General features: G+C 62.6%; 12 protein-coding genes and 1 pseudogene. 6 read left to right on the top strand and 7 right to left on the bottom strand.

Annotation, left to right across the window (positions count from 1 at the left end; translation table 11 throughout):
- Positions 1-19: 19 nt before the first annotated feature.
- From DK389_RS31945 to DK389_RS03100, 3 genes are all read right to left on the bottom strand, one after another.
- Positions 20-241: a hypothetical protein gene (locus DK389_RS31945; RefSeq protein WP_162560465.1), complete on the bottom strand. Its 222-nt coding sequence runs from the start codon at positions 239-241 to the stop codon at positions 20-22.
- Positions 242-524: 283 nt separating this feature from the next.
- Entirely contained in the window at positions 525-794 is a 270-nt protein-coding gene (locus DK389_RS35445) for a response regulator transcription factor (RefSeq protein ID WP_162560464.1), read from the bottom strand.
- A 536-nt stretch (positions 795-1,330) separates the two neighbouring features.
- A complete protein-coding gene (locus tag DK389_RS03100) occupies positions 1,331-8,443 on the bottom strand; it encodes a peroxidase family protein (protein WP_109887396.1) in 7,113 nt (2,370 codons plus the stop codon).
- A gap of 537 nt (positions 8,444-8,980) precedes the next feature.
- On the opposite strand from DK389_RS03100, the gene DK389_RS03095 reads away from it, so the two are divergent.
- The 4 genes and pseudogenes from DK389_RS03095 (at position 8,981) to DK389_RS35440 (ending at position 10,721) form a co-directional block, all read left to right on the top strand.
- A complete protein-coding gene (locus tag DK389_RS03095) occupies positions 8,981-9,661 on the top strand; it encodes a universal stress protein (RefSeq protein ID WP_109887395.1) in 681 nt (226 codons plus the stop codon).
- Positions 9,658-9,798, top strand: coding sequence for a universal stress protein (locus tag DK389_RS33785; RefSeq protein ID WP_109887394.1), 141 nt, complete (start codon positions 9,658-9,660; stop codon positions 9,796-9,798). The genes DK389_RS03095 and DK389_RS33785 overlap by 4 nt, the downstream gene beginning before the upstream one ends.
- Positions 9,799-9,846: 48 nt before the next feature.
- Positions 9,847-10,035 (top strand): annotated as a pseudogene (locus DK389_RS03085) (hypothetical protein); the annotation flags it as partial.
- 350 nt (positions 10,036-10,385) lie between these two features.
- Positions 10,386-10,721, top strand: a complete 336-nt coding sequence (locus tag DK389_RS35440) for a Rap1a/Tai family immunity protein (protein ID WP_162560463.1) — start codon at positions 10,386-10,388, stop codon at positions 10,719-10,721.
- Between the two features lie 216 nt (positions 10,722-10,937).
- Here DK389_RS35440 and DK389_RS03080 read toward each other — a convergent pair whose 3' ends face one another.
- Positions 10,938-11,591, bottom strand: coding sequence for a LuxR C-terminal-related transcriptional regulator (locus DK389_RS03080; RefSeq protein ID WP_162560462.1), 654 nt, complete (start codon positions 11,589-11,591; stop codon positions 10,938-10,940).
- Between the two features lie 654 nt (positions 11,592-12,245).
- Here DK389_RS03080 and DK389_RS03075 point away from each other — a divergent pair.
- Entirely contained in the window at positions 12,246-13,307 is a 1,062-nt protein-coding gene (locus tag DK389_RS03075; protein ID WP_109887391.1) for a polysaccharide deacetylase family protein, read from the top strand.
- A gap of 540 nt (positions 13,308-13,847) precedes the next feature.
- Here the strand turns inward: DK389_RS03075 and DK389_RS03070 are convergent.
- The 3 genes from DK389_RS03070 to DK389_RS03065 form a co-directional block, all read right to left on the bottom strand.
- Positions 13,848-14,714, bottom strand: a complete 867-nt coding sequence (locus DK389_RS03070; protein ID WP_418292095.1) for a 3'-5' exonuclease — start codon at positions 14,712-14,714, stop codon at positions 13,848-13,850.
- 213 nt (positions 14,715-14,927) lie between these two features.
- Positions 14,928-15,155, bottom strand: coding sequence for a hypothetical protein (locus DK389_RS31935; RefSeq protein ID WP_162560461.1), 228 nt, complete (start codon positions 15,153-15,155; stop codon positions 14,928-14,930).
- Positions 15,156-15,235: 80 nt separating this feature from the next.
- Positions 15,236-15,655 (bottom strand): hypothetical protein, encoded by a 420-nt coding sequence (locus DK389_RS03065; protein ID WP_109887390.1) that lies wholly within the window; start codon positions 15,653-15,655, stop codon positions 15,236-15,238.
- Positions 15,656-15,956: 301 nt separating this feature from the next.
- On the opposite strand from DK389_RS03065, the gene DK389_RS03060 reads away from it, so the two are divergent.
- Positions 15,957-16,148 (top strand): hypothetical protein, encoded by a 192-nt coding sequence (locus DK389_RS03060; RefSeq protein ID WP_109887389.1) that lies wholly within the window; start codon positions 15,957-15,959, stop codon positions 16,146-16,148.
- Positions 16,149-17,199: the final 1,051 nt, after the last annotated feature.

Below are 17,199 nucleotides of genomic sequence, written 5' to 3'. Positions count from 1 at the left end.
GGCGAATTACGAGGTATCCCTAGCCGGGTAGAATCTCGGGCGCGTTTGCTCGTCCTGCCGAGAAGATGACCCCAGCCATGCCGGGCTGCTGCCACACGGTCTTGGCTCGGTGCGGGCCGCTCTGGCCGATGTAGAGGTCAAAGTAGGCCGGCACCCGCGTGGCAGCTGCGAACACCACGCGGGCGCCAGAGGGCGAGAGATCGCGGATGAGGCACGACACCGTAGCGGATGAGCTGCGCACGAACGCGGCGCGTCCTGGAATGCCGGTGTGAGCGCGTGGGGTGGTGCGATGTTCAAGCATGGGCAGGACCGTTCAAGTCAAGCCCGAGCGTTGCCTGGTGCCGGTTAAGGATCCACTGCGAAGGGACACCGCCCGCGAAGAGCGAAATGTTCGCTGAGGCATTCCCCAACGGACAAGCCGAGATATGCGCCTGCTGCATAATCCTGCTGATCGCACGCTCAGTTGCCCTAGCTCAACTGACGGTCAGGTTAGATCAAGCCTGACCATGAGGCACGATTTGTCGCTAGCAATGAACAAAATCGATACGCTTCAGCGCGCCCAATTTCCGATATATCACCCTATTTTGCGATTTTATTGCAGTTTCTGAAACATTGATTCTCTGCGCGATCTCCTTATTGCTTAGGCCGCCACGCAGAAGGGCAAATATTTCCTGTTGTTTCCGCGAAAGAAGCGCGTAGGGCTGTTCGGAGACTATGTTTACACTCTCTTCTTTGATGATCTCTGCATTGGCGATTGAAGCTGGTACGTATATTTGACCATTCCAGACCGCCAAAACCGCCCGATTAATTCGGCAGGATCGAGATGCGTTGGGATATACCCGTGCATGCCAGCTTGCACTGCTGCTAGAACATGTCGTTGGCGATCGCTATCTGCGATAATAACGAGACGTATGTGTCCGTACAGTGCTCTGATTGTCCTCAGATCATTCAATTGCCTTATTGTCGGTTCCGTCAAACGAAAGAAAATGACCGACAGATTGCTTCTGTCTCTCAATTTATTCATCGTGGAGAGAATAGACTGGTACTCAATTATCTCCAGACAGGCACAATCACCACAAAGTATTTCTCGAATCCTGTTTAGGTGTTGATCTGATGCATTTGCGACAACGGCAACGCTCGAATGAGTACGCATTGTCACATTCTCCAGCGGAGATAGTATAAGTACCAGATTTGATTGATGCGGTCGAGGACGAACTTAGGATAGTGTGACTCGAAAGGTAACATTTCCCTTTCGCGATGAAAGCAGGGAGTGACCAGCTCTCGCCGACCACTCCCTTCCTCAAGGTACCAATGATCCGAGGCTGTCAGATCAGGCGAGGTGCCAGCCCTCCTCGATCTGCGAGATCAGGCAGCTCTGAGCTTCCTGGCTGAGGGCGATACCCGTAGCCACCGCGGCGCGGGAGGCTCCGCTCTCGAGGGCCGCAGTCCAGCTTTCTAAGCCCTCGTCCTCAGCGTCGCGGCCGAGCGCGTTCTTGTAGAGCATCTCGACGTAATCGTTGTTCGAGAGGTCCGCGTACTTCGCCTTATACTCCATCGAGGCGAGGAAGCTCTGTGCCGCGGCGGTATCGGACAGACCCGACTTCATTGCGGATGTCCAAGCCGCAAGGCCCTCTGCATCGGGCGCTCGGTCGAGGAGGCCGTAGTAGAGCCGAGCTGCGTCGCTCGCATCCTTGTCGGCCGTGAACACGCCGAACTCGAAGTCCGCCCGAAGTTGTGCGAGGTTCTCCTCCGAGAAGGCGAAACCGAGAGCCACATCGGCGCGCGAAGTGCCGTGGTGGAGGGCCTCCGTCCAGCTGTCGACGCCTGCGTCCTCGCCTTCACGTCCAAGCGCGACCCGATAGAGCGACTCCACGAACGACCGGTCGTCCTCCATGCCGTGGTGCCCCTTGCCCTCGTCGGAGCCGAGGAAGCTCTCGGCCATGTCGTGCAGGGACATTCCGGCAGCCCGCGCTGCCGTCCAGTGCTGCTGCCCGTCGACGTCGGAGATGCGACCGAGCAGGGCGTCGTAGAGGGCGTAGACCTCGCCCCCGGCGCTGTGCCCGTCGTGGCTGACGCTGCCGAAGTGTTCGCGGTGGTGCGCCATCGATCCGTGACCCAGATCAGGGGTCCCGGGCTCCTCCGTACCCGGATCGGTGGTCCCAGGCTGCTCCGCACCCGGATTGTGGGTCACTGGGCCGGAGTTGTGACCACGCGAGTAGGTGACGCTGTGCCCGCCGCCAGACATCGTGGTGGTGCCATCCGCGTTCTCGACGATCGCGCACTCTTCGGGCGTCAGACCCGCCGGCAGTTCGATCACGTCCTGAGGGCGAAGCGCACCGAGGACAGTGTCGTGGCCGCCATTCGAGGTGAACACGATCCGGTGCGCCGACTGAAGCGATGAGATGTCGACCGTGTCGTCGCCGTCGGAGCCGTTGATCGTGATCGTGTTGAAGTTCAGGCTGGTCGGGTTGAAGTTACCGACCGCCAGCACCGTGTCGTTGCCCGCACCGGTGTTGATTGTGATCTCCTCGATATCGGTGAGTTCGGAGATGATGTTGTTCGCCGTCACCGCGCCGTTCACACCGTTGGTGTTGCGGGTCACGATGATCTCGGCCGTGCCCGCAGCCGCGTAGATGCCGGCGGCGACTGCGTCCGCCTTGGCATAGACCCGGAAGACCTCCGCGCCGATCGAGCCGTTGACGACGAACCTGTCGCCTCCCGCGCCTTCCGTTCCGCCGTTGACCACGTCGCGGCCGTCAGGCGTGAGCCCGAGGAGGCTCGCGTTCCAGGTGATCACGTCGTCACCGTCGCCGCCGTTGACGGTGTCGTTGCCGGTGCCTCCCGCGAGCGAGTCATTGCCGGCGTCGCCGTTCAGCGTGTCATTGCCTGTGCCGCCGGTGAGCGTGTCGTTGTCGGCCCCCGCGTTCAGCGTGTCGTTGCCGTCACCACCGTCGAGCGTGTCATTTCCGGCCCCGCCCAGGAGGGTGTCGTTGCCGCCGTTGCCGTCGAGGATATCGTTGCCGGCGTCGCCGCTGAGGGTGTCGCCAACAGCTGCATTGCCGCCTGTGAGCACGTTGTTCAGCGTGTTGCCGGTGCCGGAGAAGGCAGCGTTCCCGGTATAGGTCAGGTTCTCGACATTCGCTCCGAGCGTGTAACTCGCGAGAGCCGTCCGCACCGTGTCGGTGCCGGACGATCCGGCCGAGGTCTCGTCGACCACGTCGCCCGCTGCATCGACCACATAGGTGTCGTTGTCCGCTCCACCCCGCATGATGTCGGCGCCCGTGCCACCGTCGAGCGTGTCGTTTCCGGCGCCGCCCAGGAGCGTGTCGGCTTCGGTGCCGCCGTTCAGCGTGTCATTCCCGGCGCCGCCATCGAGCGTGTCCGCTCCGGCACCGCCTGTGAGCACGTTGGCCACCGCGTTGCCCGTGATCGTGTCGGCATTGTTCGTGCCCGTCACGTTCTCGATCCCGGCGATTGAGGCAAAGCCCGAGGCGGTACCGGTTGCGAGATTGACTGTCACAGCCGAGCTTGTGGCCGAGTAGACCAGGCCGTCGCCGGTCCCCGCCCCGAGATCGGCGCGAACCTGCTCGATATCGGCGTTGATCGTCCCGCCGGCCTCGATCTGGGTGATCCGGGTTCCGAAGACGATGTTCAGGTCCTCGTTTCCGGCGCCCGTGTCGACGATCAAGAGCGTGTCGAGATCCGCGCCGCCAGAGAGCGTGTCGGCCCCGTCACCCGTGCCGTCGATGTCGATGATGATCGTGTCGCCGCCGGCCCCGCCATTGACGATGTCGTTGCCGTCGCCGCCCGTAAGGGTGTCGTTGCCGAGATCGCCATTCAGCGTATCGTTGCCGGCCCCGCCGTTGATGATGTCGTTTCCATCCGACCCGTTCAGGGTGTCGTTGGCGCCCCGGCCGTTGATCAGGTTCGGGCCGGTCGAGCCGGTGATCGTATCACCGACCGTGTTGCTGCCGACCCGAGCCGTGATGTTCGAGGTCAGGCTTTCGGCAAAGCCGGATTGGTCGGTGTAGCGCGCGATCACCTGGAAGAAGCGAGGATCGCCGGCATTCCCGATCGTGAGATTCGGGTTGGCCGTCGGAGCGCCGAAATTCGTCCAGTTCGTGAGCCCGTCGGCCGAGACCTGCCACTGGAAGGAGAAGGTGCCGAGACCGTTCGGATCGGCGATGCTGGCCGTGTTGGCGGTGAGCACGTTCTCCGAGCCGGTGATGGTCAGCTGGCCCGTCGGCGGCCGGTTGACGATCAGGACGTCGCGGTCGGAGAACCGCAGCGTCTCGATGTTCCAGAGCTTGTCCGTGCCCTCGTCACCGTCCGTCGCGTCGGTGTCGGTCACCGTCCAGCTGCCGTCGGTGTTCCTGCCGAAGGTGTAGCCGGCCCGGACGCCAGCGTAGACCGCGACGTCGTTCGCGGCATCCGTCGGATCCCCGTCGAGGATCTCGCGCACCATCTCGAGCTGGCCAGGATTGAGCGTGCGATCGAGCATCAAGGCGGAGAGCGCCTTGCCGCCGAAAAGCACGTTGCCGGCAAGGTCGGTCACGACAGACGACATACCCTCGGCCGTCATGGTCGGCGTGCCGCTGCGGCTCTTGTCCGCATAGAGCGCGATCCGGACGTTCAGCCAGGAATCACCGTCGATGATGTCGTTGCCGGCCCGGCCACGGATTGTGTCGCTGCCGCCGCCGCCAAGCAGGATGTTCGCACCGGTGCTCGTGTTCAGGATGATGCCGGGATGCGTCACTCCGAACTCGTCGACGTCGCTGTCGTCGATGCCGTTGAGGAGCGCCGCGAGGCCGTGGATCCGGGCGACCCCCTCCACGGTGAGGGCGCTGTCGAAGATCGTGCCGCCGATGACCTCGGCACCGCCGGCACCGACCGCGCCGATCGGCGCATCCGATCCTTTCAGGTCGTCGTCGAACTTCCAGCCTGACAGCCCCTCGGTCGAGTCGAAGCGGTCACGCAGCGTCAGGTCCTGCTGCTGATCAAACCCGGCCGCGGCCGGGATGCCTGCCGCCACGATGCCGAGCGCGAGGTCGGAGCGAGCCGCGTTCGGGTCGAACTTATGGATGCCCCAGTCGAAGCCGAGCATGCCGTTGTTGCGCTGGATGCCGGCGCCCTCGAACATGATGTCGTCACCGGACTCGCCGTCATAGTCGGTGTCGTTGTTCTGGCCGTTCAGGATGTCGTGGCCGATGATGGTCGAGTTGAAGAAGAGTTGCGAGTTCTCGCCCGAGAGCGAGTCGAACCCATCGCCTCCCTCGATCCAGTCGTCACCCTCATTGCCCATGAGGTTCTCGTTGCCGTTTCCGCCCATGACGAAGTCGTTGTCGCGGCCGGCGAACACCTCCGAGCCATCGAGCCCGGCCATGATGAAGTCCTGGCCCTCGCCCCCGAAGATGACGTTGAGGCCGGCGCCGACGCTGATCACGTCGTTGCCCGCATCACCGCGCAGGAAGTTGTCACCGAACGGGTCGACGATGATGTCGTCACCGTCACCGCCGAAGACCTGGTCGGACTCGGTCTGGGCATTGAGGTAGTCGTCGCCGCCGTCGCCCCAGAGCGTGTCGATGCCGCGATCACCGATCAGCGTGTCGTTGCCCTCGGTGCCGCCGAGAACGACGTGCTCGCCGCCCGAGAACCGGATGTAACCGCCATCCGCGTGACCGTCGCCGTCGACGTCGGCACCGGGCGTATGCCGGGTGACCTTCGGGTCGATCGCCTGCAGGATCGCGTTGGCCTGGACCGGATCGATGTTGATCTGCTTCGTCTGGTCGATCTCAAGCGTGAGATCGGGTGTGTCGAAGAGGTTGCCCGCCACGTGCGACGAGGTCGTGTCGCCGAGATCGGAGTTGCGCATGGCGAGCGCCGAGAAGGTGTTCGCCTCAAGCTCGTTCAGGAGGTTCAGGCCCTGCAGGCGGCTGAGGTAGTAGAGCCGGTCGCCGTTCTGGAGGTTCTCCATCTGGCTCTCGAAGACGTAGTTGAACGTCGAGCCCAGCATGCCGCCGAATTCGGTCTTGCGCTCCGCAAGCCCGCCGATCCAGAGGTCGACGAGGTTGAGGCCGGATTCGTGACCAGCCCATGCACCGGTCGAGTTGAGGAAGTCGAGCCGATCACTGACCTCAGCACCATTGATCACGCGGTCATCGGCCGTGGTGGTCGGATCGCCCAGAACAGTCTCCTGGCTCCCGATGACGAGGGCGAGCGCCACCGCGCGCTTGCCCTCGATCGTGGTCTCGGCCTGGAGCAGCGGATGCGTGCCGTAAGCCGCAATGAAGTTCACAATCGAGAGCGGGTTCTTGAGGTTCTGGGCGAGCGCCAGCCAGTTGTCGTAGGGCTTCAGATCGATGTTGCCGGTATCCTCGAAGAACTGCGCCCTGGCGACATTGAAGGCCGGCACGCCGGTTTCGCGACCACGGGCGAGGTTGAGTGCCGCGAGGTCGAGCGGCAGGCCGAGGAGATTGTTGCGCAGCGAGCTCACCACGAACTCGTCGATCTCGTTGCCGGCCTGGCGCGACATGCCGCGCACGATCGCACCGGTCGCCTCGGCCGCGGTGAGGCCGCTCGCGGTGAACGCCTGCGGGTTGAGGAAGGCATCGAAGAGCTCGATGTCGCTCTTGCTCATGTTCAGGTCGAGCCGGTCGATCTTGTCGGTCAGCATGGAGTGGCCGAACCGGTAGACGACGTGCGCGAACTCGGCCGTGATCGCCGGATTGATGTCGGGCGTGTTCGTGAACACGAACGGGTTCACAGCCGGCTGAACCTTGCGGGCGAACTCCTCGAAGACGAGGTGCTGGTACTGCATCTCGGTCACGAACTTCGCGGCCTGGAACAGACGCTCGCCGTCCCAGACGAGCGTGGACGTGTCGGCCGGAACGGAGGTCACGTCGTTCACGAGCCACTCGTTCAGGAACGAGACGTCGCCGTTCGCCGCGGAGGCGAGGATTGTCTGCTTGTTCGCCTCGACGAGCCGGTTGTGCTCGGAATGGAAGATCGTGTGGACCGCGGTGAGGCCGATATTCTCGTTGCCGCGGCCATCACCGGTCACGAAATGCGAGTCCAGCATCTCGTTGTCGTAGGTGAGGGCGTTGTTGTCGTCGACGAGGTCGGAGTCGAGGTCGGCGGTCTGGCGGATCGCAGGGGTCGCCGGGTTGTGGTCGTGATCGACCATCACCGGCTCGGCGTGGTGCGCGATGTCGTTCAGGAAGGCGTGGCCAGTGCGAATGGCGTTCGCCGGCACGGAGAGGCCCTCAGCCGTGCCTTCGACGAAGCCGTCCGGCGTCGCGATCTGGGCATAGCCATGCGCACCGGGGATGAAGTTGCCATAGGCATCGGTCCGGAGCAGCGGCACGTCGAGGACATCATAGTCGTCGAGCTTGATGCCTAGCATCAGGAGCGCCTGGGCCTTGGTCTCGCCCCAGGTCGCGATACCGCCCTTGGCGCCGTCGAGGAGGCGACCGGTCGCGACAGCGTGCGAGTCGTTGATCCCGTCGCCGTCGGAGTCGACGGAGAACGCGTATTGCCGCAGAAACACCTGGTGCGACGCGTGCGAGGTGTAGGTCTGGTTCTGGTCGATCCACGGCGTCGTCGTGTTGATCGTCTCGTGGTTCGTGTCGTCCGCCGTGCCCATCACGCCATCGGCGCCGGGGCCGGCAACGGGGGTCGAGCGCGTCAGCGCCATGAAATTCGTGTGGCTGCCCTCAACGTAGAGCGGGTCGTCCTTCTGCAGCGGGATGTAGACCGTCCCATTGTTGCCCTTCGTGATGAGGTCGAGACCGTGGTCGAAGAACTGGCCGAAGAAGGTCATCCAGCCGTTGAACTGCGGCGAGAGGCCGATGTCCGGCGACTGGTTCGGGATCACCGACAGGTCTTCGTTGGTGAGCGCGATCTCGTTCGCCCCGAGCGTCTCACCGGGCTTCGGCGGGGCGACCGCCGTCTTGCCAGGATGCGCCTCTTCCCAGGCTGCAACCGCGAGCGGATTGCCGAACCAGGCAGCGATCGCGGCCGGGTTGTTCACCGACATGTCGACGATGAGGTTCGAGATGATGCGGGGATCCGCGTCCGCCACGTTGCCCGTGTGGCCACCGTTCACTGTCGGCGCTGACGGCGCGCCGACCGAACCATAATCGGTATTGTCGACAGCCATGCCGGGCCCGAACGGCATCGTGTCCCCATCCTGATCATTCAGGAAGTTGGGATCGAGCAGGCGCGGGAGGATCTGATCGGCGGCGCCGACGAACTGGCCGCCAGGCAGGAGGTTGTTGTTCGATCCGTCGACGTGGCGCAGGCCCCAGGGCAGGATTGCCGCATTCGGCCCGATGATCTGCTGCAAGGTTTCGCCGGCGGTTTCCCGCTCAGCGATCACGATTTGCTTCAGGATATAGGCCAGATCGTCCTGGTTGACCGTAAAGTTCGGGTTCTGGGTGGCCATGATTATTACCCCCGTCCAATTTTGGATTGGTCGCGAAGCGGGAGCTACTACCGCTCCTCACGCTAGGTCAGTAAACACTTTTTTAATCCCGCCGATAGAGAAAATATTTGCGTAGAACTACATGTCTACCTGTGATTAGCGACGGTACTAATCATAAGTTTTGAGCGTGTTAGCCGGTTAATTTTAGGTTTTATACGCAATTTCTACTTGACATTCATGATAGCAAGCAATGTGTTCGTTTTGATTGGTTATTACTCAAGTTTTATCTTGTAAATCGTTAGGTTCGGGCCAGCGTTGCTTGCCGGCCGAGAATTGCCTCTCGGTTCTGGGACTACGCAGGCACACGCTTGTGCTCGGCCTCATGCTGGACGTTGCCGCAGCTTGACAACGATCTCCACCCTGTAGCGCGTACAATGCAGCGTGCTAGCCGAAGCAACTAGCCGAGTGCGTCACTAAGGAGTACTCTAGCGAATACGGAATGTAGGAGGCAGAATACAAGTTGCCTCATTCGATTGCAGGGGCATATGGAGCTTTGCCGTGACGCTCGCGAGCGTGATGGTGCCCCTGGACCCGGGACCCTACACCATCAGCCGACTCAACTTGGCTCAAAGCTTAGCCAAACGCTTCAAAGCCCGGCTTTTGGGCATAGCCGCGCGGGAAGCCCTAACGATGCAGCTCTACGGCCGGGGTGCTTACATCAACGAGCGAGTTGCGATCACCGCCACCGACTCCTTGGTGGAGGAAATGGTGCAGGTGGAGACCGAGTTTCGCCGCGCAACCAGCGATTTCGGGCGCGCGCACTGGCGCTCGGCCCACGCAGATCCGTTCACGTTCCTCGTCAGCCAAGCCAGTTCTGCCGATCTCATCGTCGTCAACCGCTACCATGAAGAGAGTTTGCATGATTGGTGTTGCCGCATCGATCCCGGCGAATTGATCTTGCATCTCGGCCGCCCGGTGCTTGTAGCACCTCCCTTCGTCAACGAGATCGCTCTGCAACGGATCGTGATTGCCTGGAAGGACACACGCGAGGCCCGCCGCGCAGTCAGGGATGGCTTGCCCTTTCTCAAGGAGGCGGAGGAAGTCATCATCGCTACCGTTGGTGGCGAGGCGGGCTCCGACGGCCAACACCAGCTGAACGAGTACCTTGCAGAGCATGGCATAACTCGCATTAGGCAGGTGCGCCCGGCTCCGCGCGGGGGATCGCTTCCGAAATCATGACCGTAGCGAGACAAGAGGCAGCCGAGCTGATCATCGCCGGCGCCTACGGGCACTCCCGCATGCGCGAGGTGATCTTTGGGAGCGTCACACGCGATCTGCTAGAGGCAGCTCCGGTGTGTTGCATGATGAGCCACTAAGAGGCGCATTTCACGGAATCACTTGGGCCTCTCGAGCCTGTCTGTACGATGGGTCGCGCCTGTACCAGCGAGGACGAAGCCGAACGCCTTCGCGCTCTCGGCCGCTACCACCTGCTCGACACCCCGCGCGAGCAGGACTTCGACGAGATCGCGGAGGCTGCCGCCGAGCTGTGCGAGACCCCGATCGCCGTGGTCAACCTGGTCAGTGACGGGCGCCAATTCTTCAAGGCCGAGGTCGTGACCTGACCGGCTGGCTTTGGACCGGGCTGATTGCGAGGATCAGCCGGGACCGAAGGAGCTGGAGATGGGGCGAGGCAGCGCCTTGATCCGATCGGGCTGGGACCGCGCCGTCATCCGAGACCTCGCATCGACCTTTTCGTGAGTCGACACCTGTACGGTTGAGAAAATTTCGCGCATCTCGGCAGGCTTCCTCGGCTATGCACCTGCTTCCATGCTCGGGGAGCTGTGGATCTTTGCCTCAATTCGAAGTCCAAGCAATGGTTCGTTCGGTTGTTCGGCCGTCGTTAACCCTTAAGGTGGTGTGATGCCCGTGTCGTAGAGAGCGCCCTCCAGGAGTACAGGGTGGCATGATGACACGATTGGCGCTGATCCTAGTGCTCGCCTGTATACCCGCTTGCGCCCATGCCTTCTACCTAAGTGGCGTCAGGCTGCAGGAACTTTGCTCTCAAAAAAACATGTCGCTAGAGTTGGACAGTATGCTCAACGTTTACATGATGGGCATTGTTGACTCGACAGCACCCGCCGCCGAAGAACTGAGGCCGTTCTGCATTCCTGACGGAGTTTCCGCTAAGCAAGTGACAGAAGCTGTTTGCAAGCACCTCACTGATCATCCGGAGGGCCGGCGCCACCGAGCGGGCGATCTTGCTGCGACCGCGCTACTCAAGGCGTGGCCCTGTCGTTGATCGCATACAGGCGTGTCTGCCTCCGTCGGGGTGGCGCTACCCTGAGGAACCGGGCCCTCAGCGCGTTTTCGCAATCGGGATTAGACGTACGATAGCAGCGGCCCGCTCAATCAGTGCGGCTGAGAGGATCGCTCAGATCGAAGTGCCTCCTGCGGTCACGAGCCTCCACGGTGCGGCCGCCATGATCCTCATCCGACCCTGTGCGCGCTCTATGGATTATCGGACGGCCTCTAAGCTCAGGTGACTGGAGGCGACGAGGGCGGCCTGGACGCGGTTTCGGACGTTGAGCTTGTCGAGGATGATGGTCAGGTAATGCTTGACCGTCTTCTCGCTGATCTCGAGGCGCCCGCCGATCTCCTTGTTGCTCAGCCCCTCCGCCAGCAGCGTCAGGATCTGCTCCTCGCGGCCGGTCAGGCTCGAGAACAGGGTCTGCTCGGGCCTCGGGGCCGGGTTCCGCGGCTTGGCGAAGAGGCGGGCGGCCAGCGCCGGCGTGACGTAGCGCTCGCCACGGTGAATCACCCGCACGGATTGCACCAGCTCCGGGCCGCTGACGCCCTTGAGCACGTAGCCCCAGGCGCCGCCCTGCATCGCGGCGCAGACCTGCTGGTCGTCCACGATGCTCGTCAGCATCAGGATCTTCACGTCGGCGCAATGGGCGACGAGGGTCTCGACCGCCTCCGCGCCGCCGCCGAGTATCCCGATGTCGAGGACGATGACGCTCGGCTTCAGGTCGGCCGCGAGGCGGAACGCGTCGGACGCCGACGCGCCCTCTCCGACGACCGCGATGTCGGCCTCGCCGTTCAGGGTGTAGGCGACGCCGGTGCGGAACAGCGGATCGCTATCGATGACGACGGCACGGATCTCGTTCACCTTGGGCCCCCTCAGATAATTAGTTTTATTTCGATAAAGGATCCGGCACCCCGCCTTAGCTCTCCAAGCATCGCCACTAGCAAACACCCGTACCTCTCCCGATCAGACTACGTAAGTAGCTTATAAGCGCCGCAGGAGCAGCGTGATCAGGAAGCATCGATGGTGTACGTTTTCCTTTCACGTTCGGAGGGATGAAATAATCCAGCATGATTTGCAATAATTTTAAGGCGCTAGATACGGATTAGTACCACCTGTCCCGACCCGATGCTTCCGGTGCCGTAGCGTACTCATCCGATAGTGAAATGGACTGTGTGCAATTGGCTGAATATAGTGTTTGGTCTTCAAGCTCGGATTAGGTGGGTGCGCGTAAGATTAACGTCGCCGAAATTCTTATCTATCTGATCACGCTGCGCTCTCTCGTGAAAATTTAGGGTCCTCATGTGATGGCAGGCGATTTGTGCGACGGTGACACCCTGTTTAGCGAGGCGTTGCGCTTTCTTGCCGCCCGAGGCTTTTTCCTTCAGGTGCTCGAAGAAAATAACAAGATATGGTTCAGGTTCGAAGGCCGGCAAAGCTCAAAACCCCATCTGAGCCGTGCATACTCAGGCGGCTGACCGGAAACGTGAGCTGTTTTCGCAGATCAAGGAGCCCTGGATGGGCGGAACGTTCGTCATCTCGTTGGATTTTGAGCTGTTCTGGGGCGTTCGCGACAAGCGCATCCTCGCGCACGATCAGGCGAACCTTCTCGGAGGCCGCCGCGCAGTCGGCGAGATGCTCGACAGGTTTGCTGCCCAGGGTATTCGAGCAACTTGGGCGACCGTCGGCCTGCTGTTCTTCGACGCGAAGGACGAGATGATGGCAGCCGTGCCGGCTGCGAAGCCGCGCTACGAGAATGCGCATCTCTCGCCCTATCCCACGCTCGACGCGATCGGCTCGACGGAGCAGGACGATCCTTACCACTTCGCCGGATCGCTCGTGCGCCGGATCCAGGATTGCCCGGGACAGGAGATCGGAACCCACACGTTCTCCCACTACTACGCCCTGGAGGCTGGGCAGACCGCCGATGAGTTCCGGGACGATCTCAGGGCTGCCGTACAGGCCGCCTCGTCCTTCGACATCACCTTGACGTCCCTGGTCTTTCCGAGAAATCAGTACAACCCGGCCTACCTGTCGATCTGCCGCGAATTCGGGCTGACTGTTTATCGCAGCAATCAGCGCGGCTGGATGTATCGCGCCCGCCCGGATGGACGGCAGAGGATATGGATCCGCGCCGCCCGACTGGCCGACGCGTATCTCAACCTGTCCGGACACCAGAGCTACGTGATTTCGGCGGATGATGACGGCCGTCTCCCGGTCGCGGTGCCGGCGAGCATGTTCCTGCGGCCTTGGTCGCGGCGCCTGCGGCTCTTGGAGCCTCTGCGCCTTCGCCGGATCAGGCAGGCAATGACAAACGCCGCGCGCCGCGACGAAATCTTCCATCTTTGGTGGCATCCCGAGAATTTCGGCACGGACCTCGCGGAGAATCTGGCTGTGCTGGATCAAATCCTCTCGCATTTCGCGAGATTGCGGGACACTTACGGGATGGAAAGCCGCACCATGGCAGAGACCGCGTCGCTGGCGCGGTTGCCGGCGCCTCAGCCGGTGCAGCGTGTGGTCCGAAAAGGCGGAGAGGCGTTGGGCCACCAAGGTGAGTCGGCACCCCGCCCGCTGTCGTGATCCTGCGGTAAGAGCGGCGAAGGAAGGCTCCGTAAACGCGTTCACGCGACATTCGCGCACTCTTGCGGGCGCACAGGAGGTCCTGCACTTGTCCGGTGCCGGGTCCTAAAGTCCGCCCAGACCGGGTCCGGCTCGGCAGCGTACTGCTCTTCATGAGCAGGCGTTGCCGGTTATGGATCCACTCACTGGCTTCATCACGCCCAGTCGACGAATGCCCGCTTTCGAGAAGCCGTTCGGAGCGGCCAGATGGCGGCTTTGGGCGGATTGTGTTGAAAAACTCCGTTTGCCCCCTTTCGAGGACATCAACCTACAACACCTGGGTTCGTATCGAGCGACAAATACTAGCTATAGAGGACTTTGATCGCGCCGCGGAGTTTTTCAACACAATCGGCGCAATTCCGACGGTCCGCTTTCCCGCAGGGAACTGACCTCACCTGCAACCCCGAGCCGAACTTGCATGTGAAAAGGGAAGGGGCGGGCGAAGGCCGAGCGGTCTGACGGACCGCTAAGCACCCTTCCAGATTGAGAACTTCTCCGTCCTCAGAGCTCCGGGTTCACCCGCGCCGAGAAGCGGTCGCGGGCCGTGAACCGATCCGCAGGCAGGTGCACCACAGGGCGCCGGAAGATCGCCTCGCTCAGGAACGTGCGCTCGATCTCGATCTGCGCCTCGTCCAGATCGATGTACCAGCTACGTCGACGCTGGCTCCAGCGATAGCTGCGCGCCTTCAGGTCCTTGGTCTCGATCGGTGACCCTTCCGCCCACAGCCGCACCGTCGGCTTGCGCGCCGTCTCCAGCAGGCAGGAAAGGGCCAAGCGGCCGGATGTCTTCAGCGGTCGTGCCAGCAGCTGGAGCAAGGCGTGGCAGTCGTCGATCGCCCGATGGCCCTGGTGGAAGTAGCCGCAGTCGATCAGCAGGTAGCCGAGCTTCAGCCCCTCGTGACCTTCCTCGCGCCAGGGCACTTGGTTGAGGGAGCATGCCCAGTTCCGCTCGGCGAACACGGGCCAGCGCCGCTCGCACATCTGCCGGTCGAAGCTGGCGTTGTGGGCGATCACCACCGCCGCATCGGCCGCGAGCCTCTCCACCGCCGCATCGTCGATCCGCTGCCCGGCGACATCGCCATCGGTGATGCCGGTCAGCCGGGCGATCTCGGGCGGGATCGGCCGGCTGGGCTGATGGAGTTGGTTGAAGCTCTCCAGCACGCGGTAGATCCGACCGCTGGCACCGTACTCGAACTTGATGACGCCGAGCTCGATCACCTCGTCCTGCCCGAAATCGACGCCGGTGGTCTCGGTGTCGAGGATCAGGCCGAAGAAGGTCGGCTCGTCGGGCTGAACAGGACAGGGGACGAACGGCGGAACTCGGCGCAGCACCCGGTACTCGCCCGTCTCTTCGAGCACGCTGGCGATGCTGTCGAGGGGCTAGCTCACGGCGCCGCTTGGTCCAAATCCGCTACTTCCGACCGCCAGCACCTTTGCCGGCAGACAAGGACGGAAGCCTAACGGTGGCGCGGAGGGATCGAACAGCCGTGGCTCCGGCATTTCCACAGAAGGATCTGACCACGGTAGCGAGGAGCAGCTTGGAACCGCGCCTCGCGGATTGAGACCGTCTCCCGCACTGGCTCAGACCAAAACGTGGTTGATGACGACCTCACTGCCACCCTGAGGAGCCGGCTTGGCAATCGCATCCGAGGCGCGCGGAAATCCGCTGCCCGAAGTCCCATGTTCCTGAGAGCTTTTGCCGTCGCGCTCCGCCGCGTGCAGATCACGAAAGGTGAGCGCTTTTGCGGGACGGGTGCGCCGCCTCTTGATGAGCCGAGCGGAACGGCCGCCATCCTTGATCCGCCCCATCCAGCACTCCTCCCATCCGCGTTCCCGCTACTTAGGCGAAGCGCTCCCGGCCTACGGTCACCGGAGACGCGCTACCACCATCACGCCAGCTCGCTCGGCCACAGCGGAGGCGGATCATTTGGGTCGAGGGAAGAGACGTAGGCGCAGAACCGACGCACCCGCTCGCCGTCGAGCCGGCCATCCAGGAAGCAGGCGTCATAGCCGAGCTGCAAGGATGCGAGCGCCTCGACCGTTCGGAGGTTGGCGTGGGTGAAGTAGCCGGCCCGCACCAGCGCCAGCCAGGTCAGCCGCTCGTCGCCGTTCATCAGAATGGCCTCCAAGACCGATACCGAGAGCGCCGCCCCGATCGCACAAACCGCACCGTCCTCGTCGACGAAGAGGGGCTCGGTCGCGCCGCGCTGGATGCCGAGACGGTGCTCGGCGATCGCTGCCTGTGCGCTGCGGATGAGGTGCGCTTCGGTCAGGACGGGCAACGTCGCAGCAGGCAGGATGCACTCCATGGCAGGTCGGGTTGGTGAGCCTATCGGCCCGGGCGGGATGAGAGGGATCGTCCTCCTCGCCACCGTCTTACCGCCCCGATGACGCTTGAGGAGCCGCACAACCCCGCAGGCTGAACACGACGAATCCTCATGGTCTCATCCCCTCATGGAGGCGTTCATGGCTAAGCGTGAGGTGACTGACCTGCTCGAGCGCGATCCCGAGTAAGAGGAACGGGCGGGTGTCCGTCTCGGAGGACTGCTCGCTCTGCTTGATGAGACGGGGTACAGGGGCGAGCCGCGCCTCGAGGTCCTGGGAGAGATCGTGTCGAGCCGAGGTAATCGATTCGCGAGCGATGTCCGCATTCAGATCGTCGCCCTGAACGACAAGGGTCAGGTAATCGGCCTCGCGGGCACCTCGGTCTCGCAGAATGACTCAGGGTACGAGGCGTTCGCGGAGATGAGCGAGTTGCAGGGCTGGCCGAGCCGGATCAGGATCGTCGTCTCTTGCCGCTGAGTGTACCGGGTCGGCAGGTGTCCTGAAGCTGACTGCTGTCACTGCGCGCGACCTGCGCAATCGGCGCGGGCGGTCCTCGGGAGGAGAAGTGACGCCCCGGCGGCCACCAGAGCAGCATGACGTCACGGCTTCCCTCGCTCCGGCCGCTGATCGGATCGCTGCCTCGGGTTCAGGTCGGTACCGGCCCCGCTCTCCTCATTCGCGCAAAAGTTATTTTGTACTCTCGAATCGAAAACTGCGACCAACGCGCGGTGGAGATTCGTGTTTGGCGCGATGCAGAGCCCGCTGCTCAGCTCAACGATGGATAGCCGAGTGACACCGCTCCGGGATCTGCAATCATTGCGTGACTTCCTGCGCGAGATGGAGTGGCAAGCGGAGCGAGCCCGAGCGGAGCGGAGCGACGCACAGCAAGGGTCAGCTCGGCCGCTCAACTCGCGTACCGCGTCAGCGGCGGTCCGATCTATTGAGGTCACCGGGTCGGCCTCGCTGCGCTCGGCCGACGCTTCGCAGTCTCGATTTAGAGTCTCGATCCGGATCTCTGTTTGTGATCTCGACCGAGGATCTGCCGGGTGTTCGGAGGGTACAGTTCACCCTGCCGGGGCGAACTGTCGATCTGAGAACCTGCCTGGCGTCCCGGAGCGATACACTCGATCAGCACACCTTGCGGTCAGGACAGGCCGTACGTGTTGCCCTGTTACGTGCTCGTTCACTCGACCGATGAGGTCGATACGGCGGCGGTCACCCCCGGCTGATCGGGGAACGCGGGGGTGACGCGCTGGTCTGATGCCAGCATCTTGGTCCCGTGGGGACCTTCTTGTGATGATGAAGCCAGACACCCCGGCCTCTCTGTGCAGGCCGACGAGACGGTGGACTGAGTGGAGCCGCCACAAGCCCCGGGGATCGGACCCGGTTTGTATGGGCATGACGAGCCGGATCGAGTGATCCGTGCTTCTATTTATCCCGGTCCGCCGTTCACCTGCTCATGCGCAGTGATGGGATGGACAGGAATGTCCCTCTGCGATCCCATCCTTCCTGCAGGTTCTGGATACCC

It is taken from the genome of Methylobacterium durans (genome assembly GCF_003173715.1).
Taxonomy (GTDB): Bacteria; Pseudomonadota; Alphaproteobacteria; order Rhizobiales; family Beijerinckiaceae; genus Methylobacterium; species Methylobacterium durans.
This window is presented reverse-complemented; position numbering and strand designations above follow the sequence as displayed.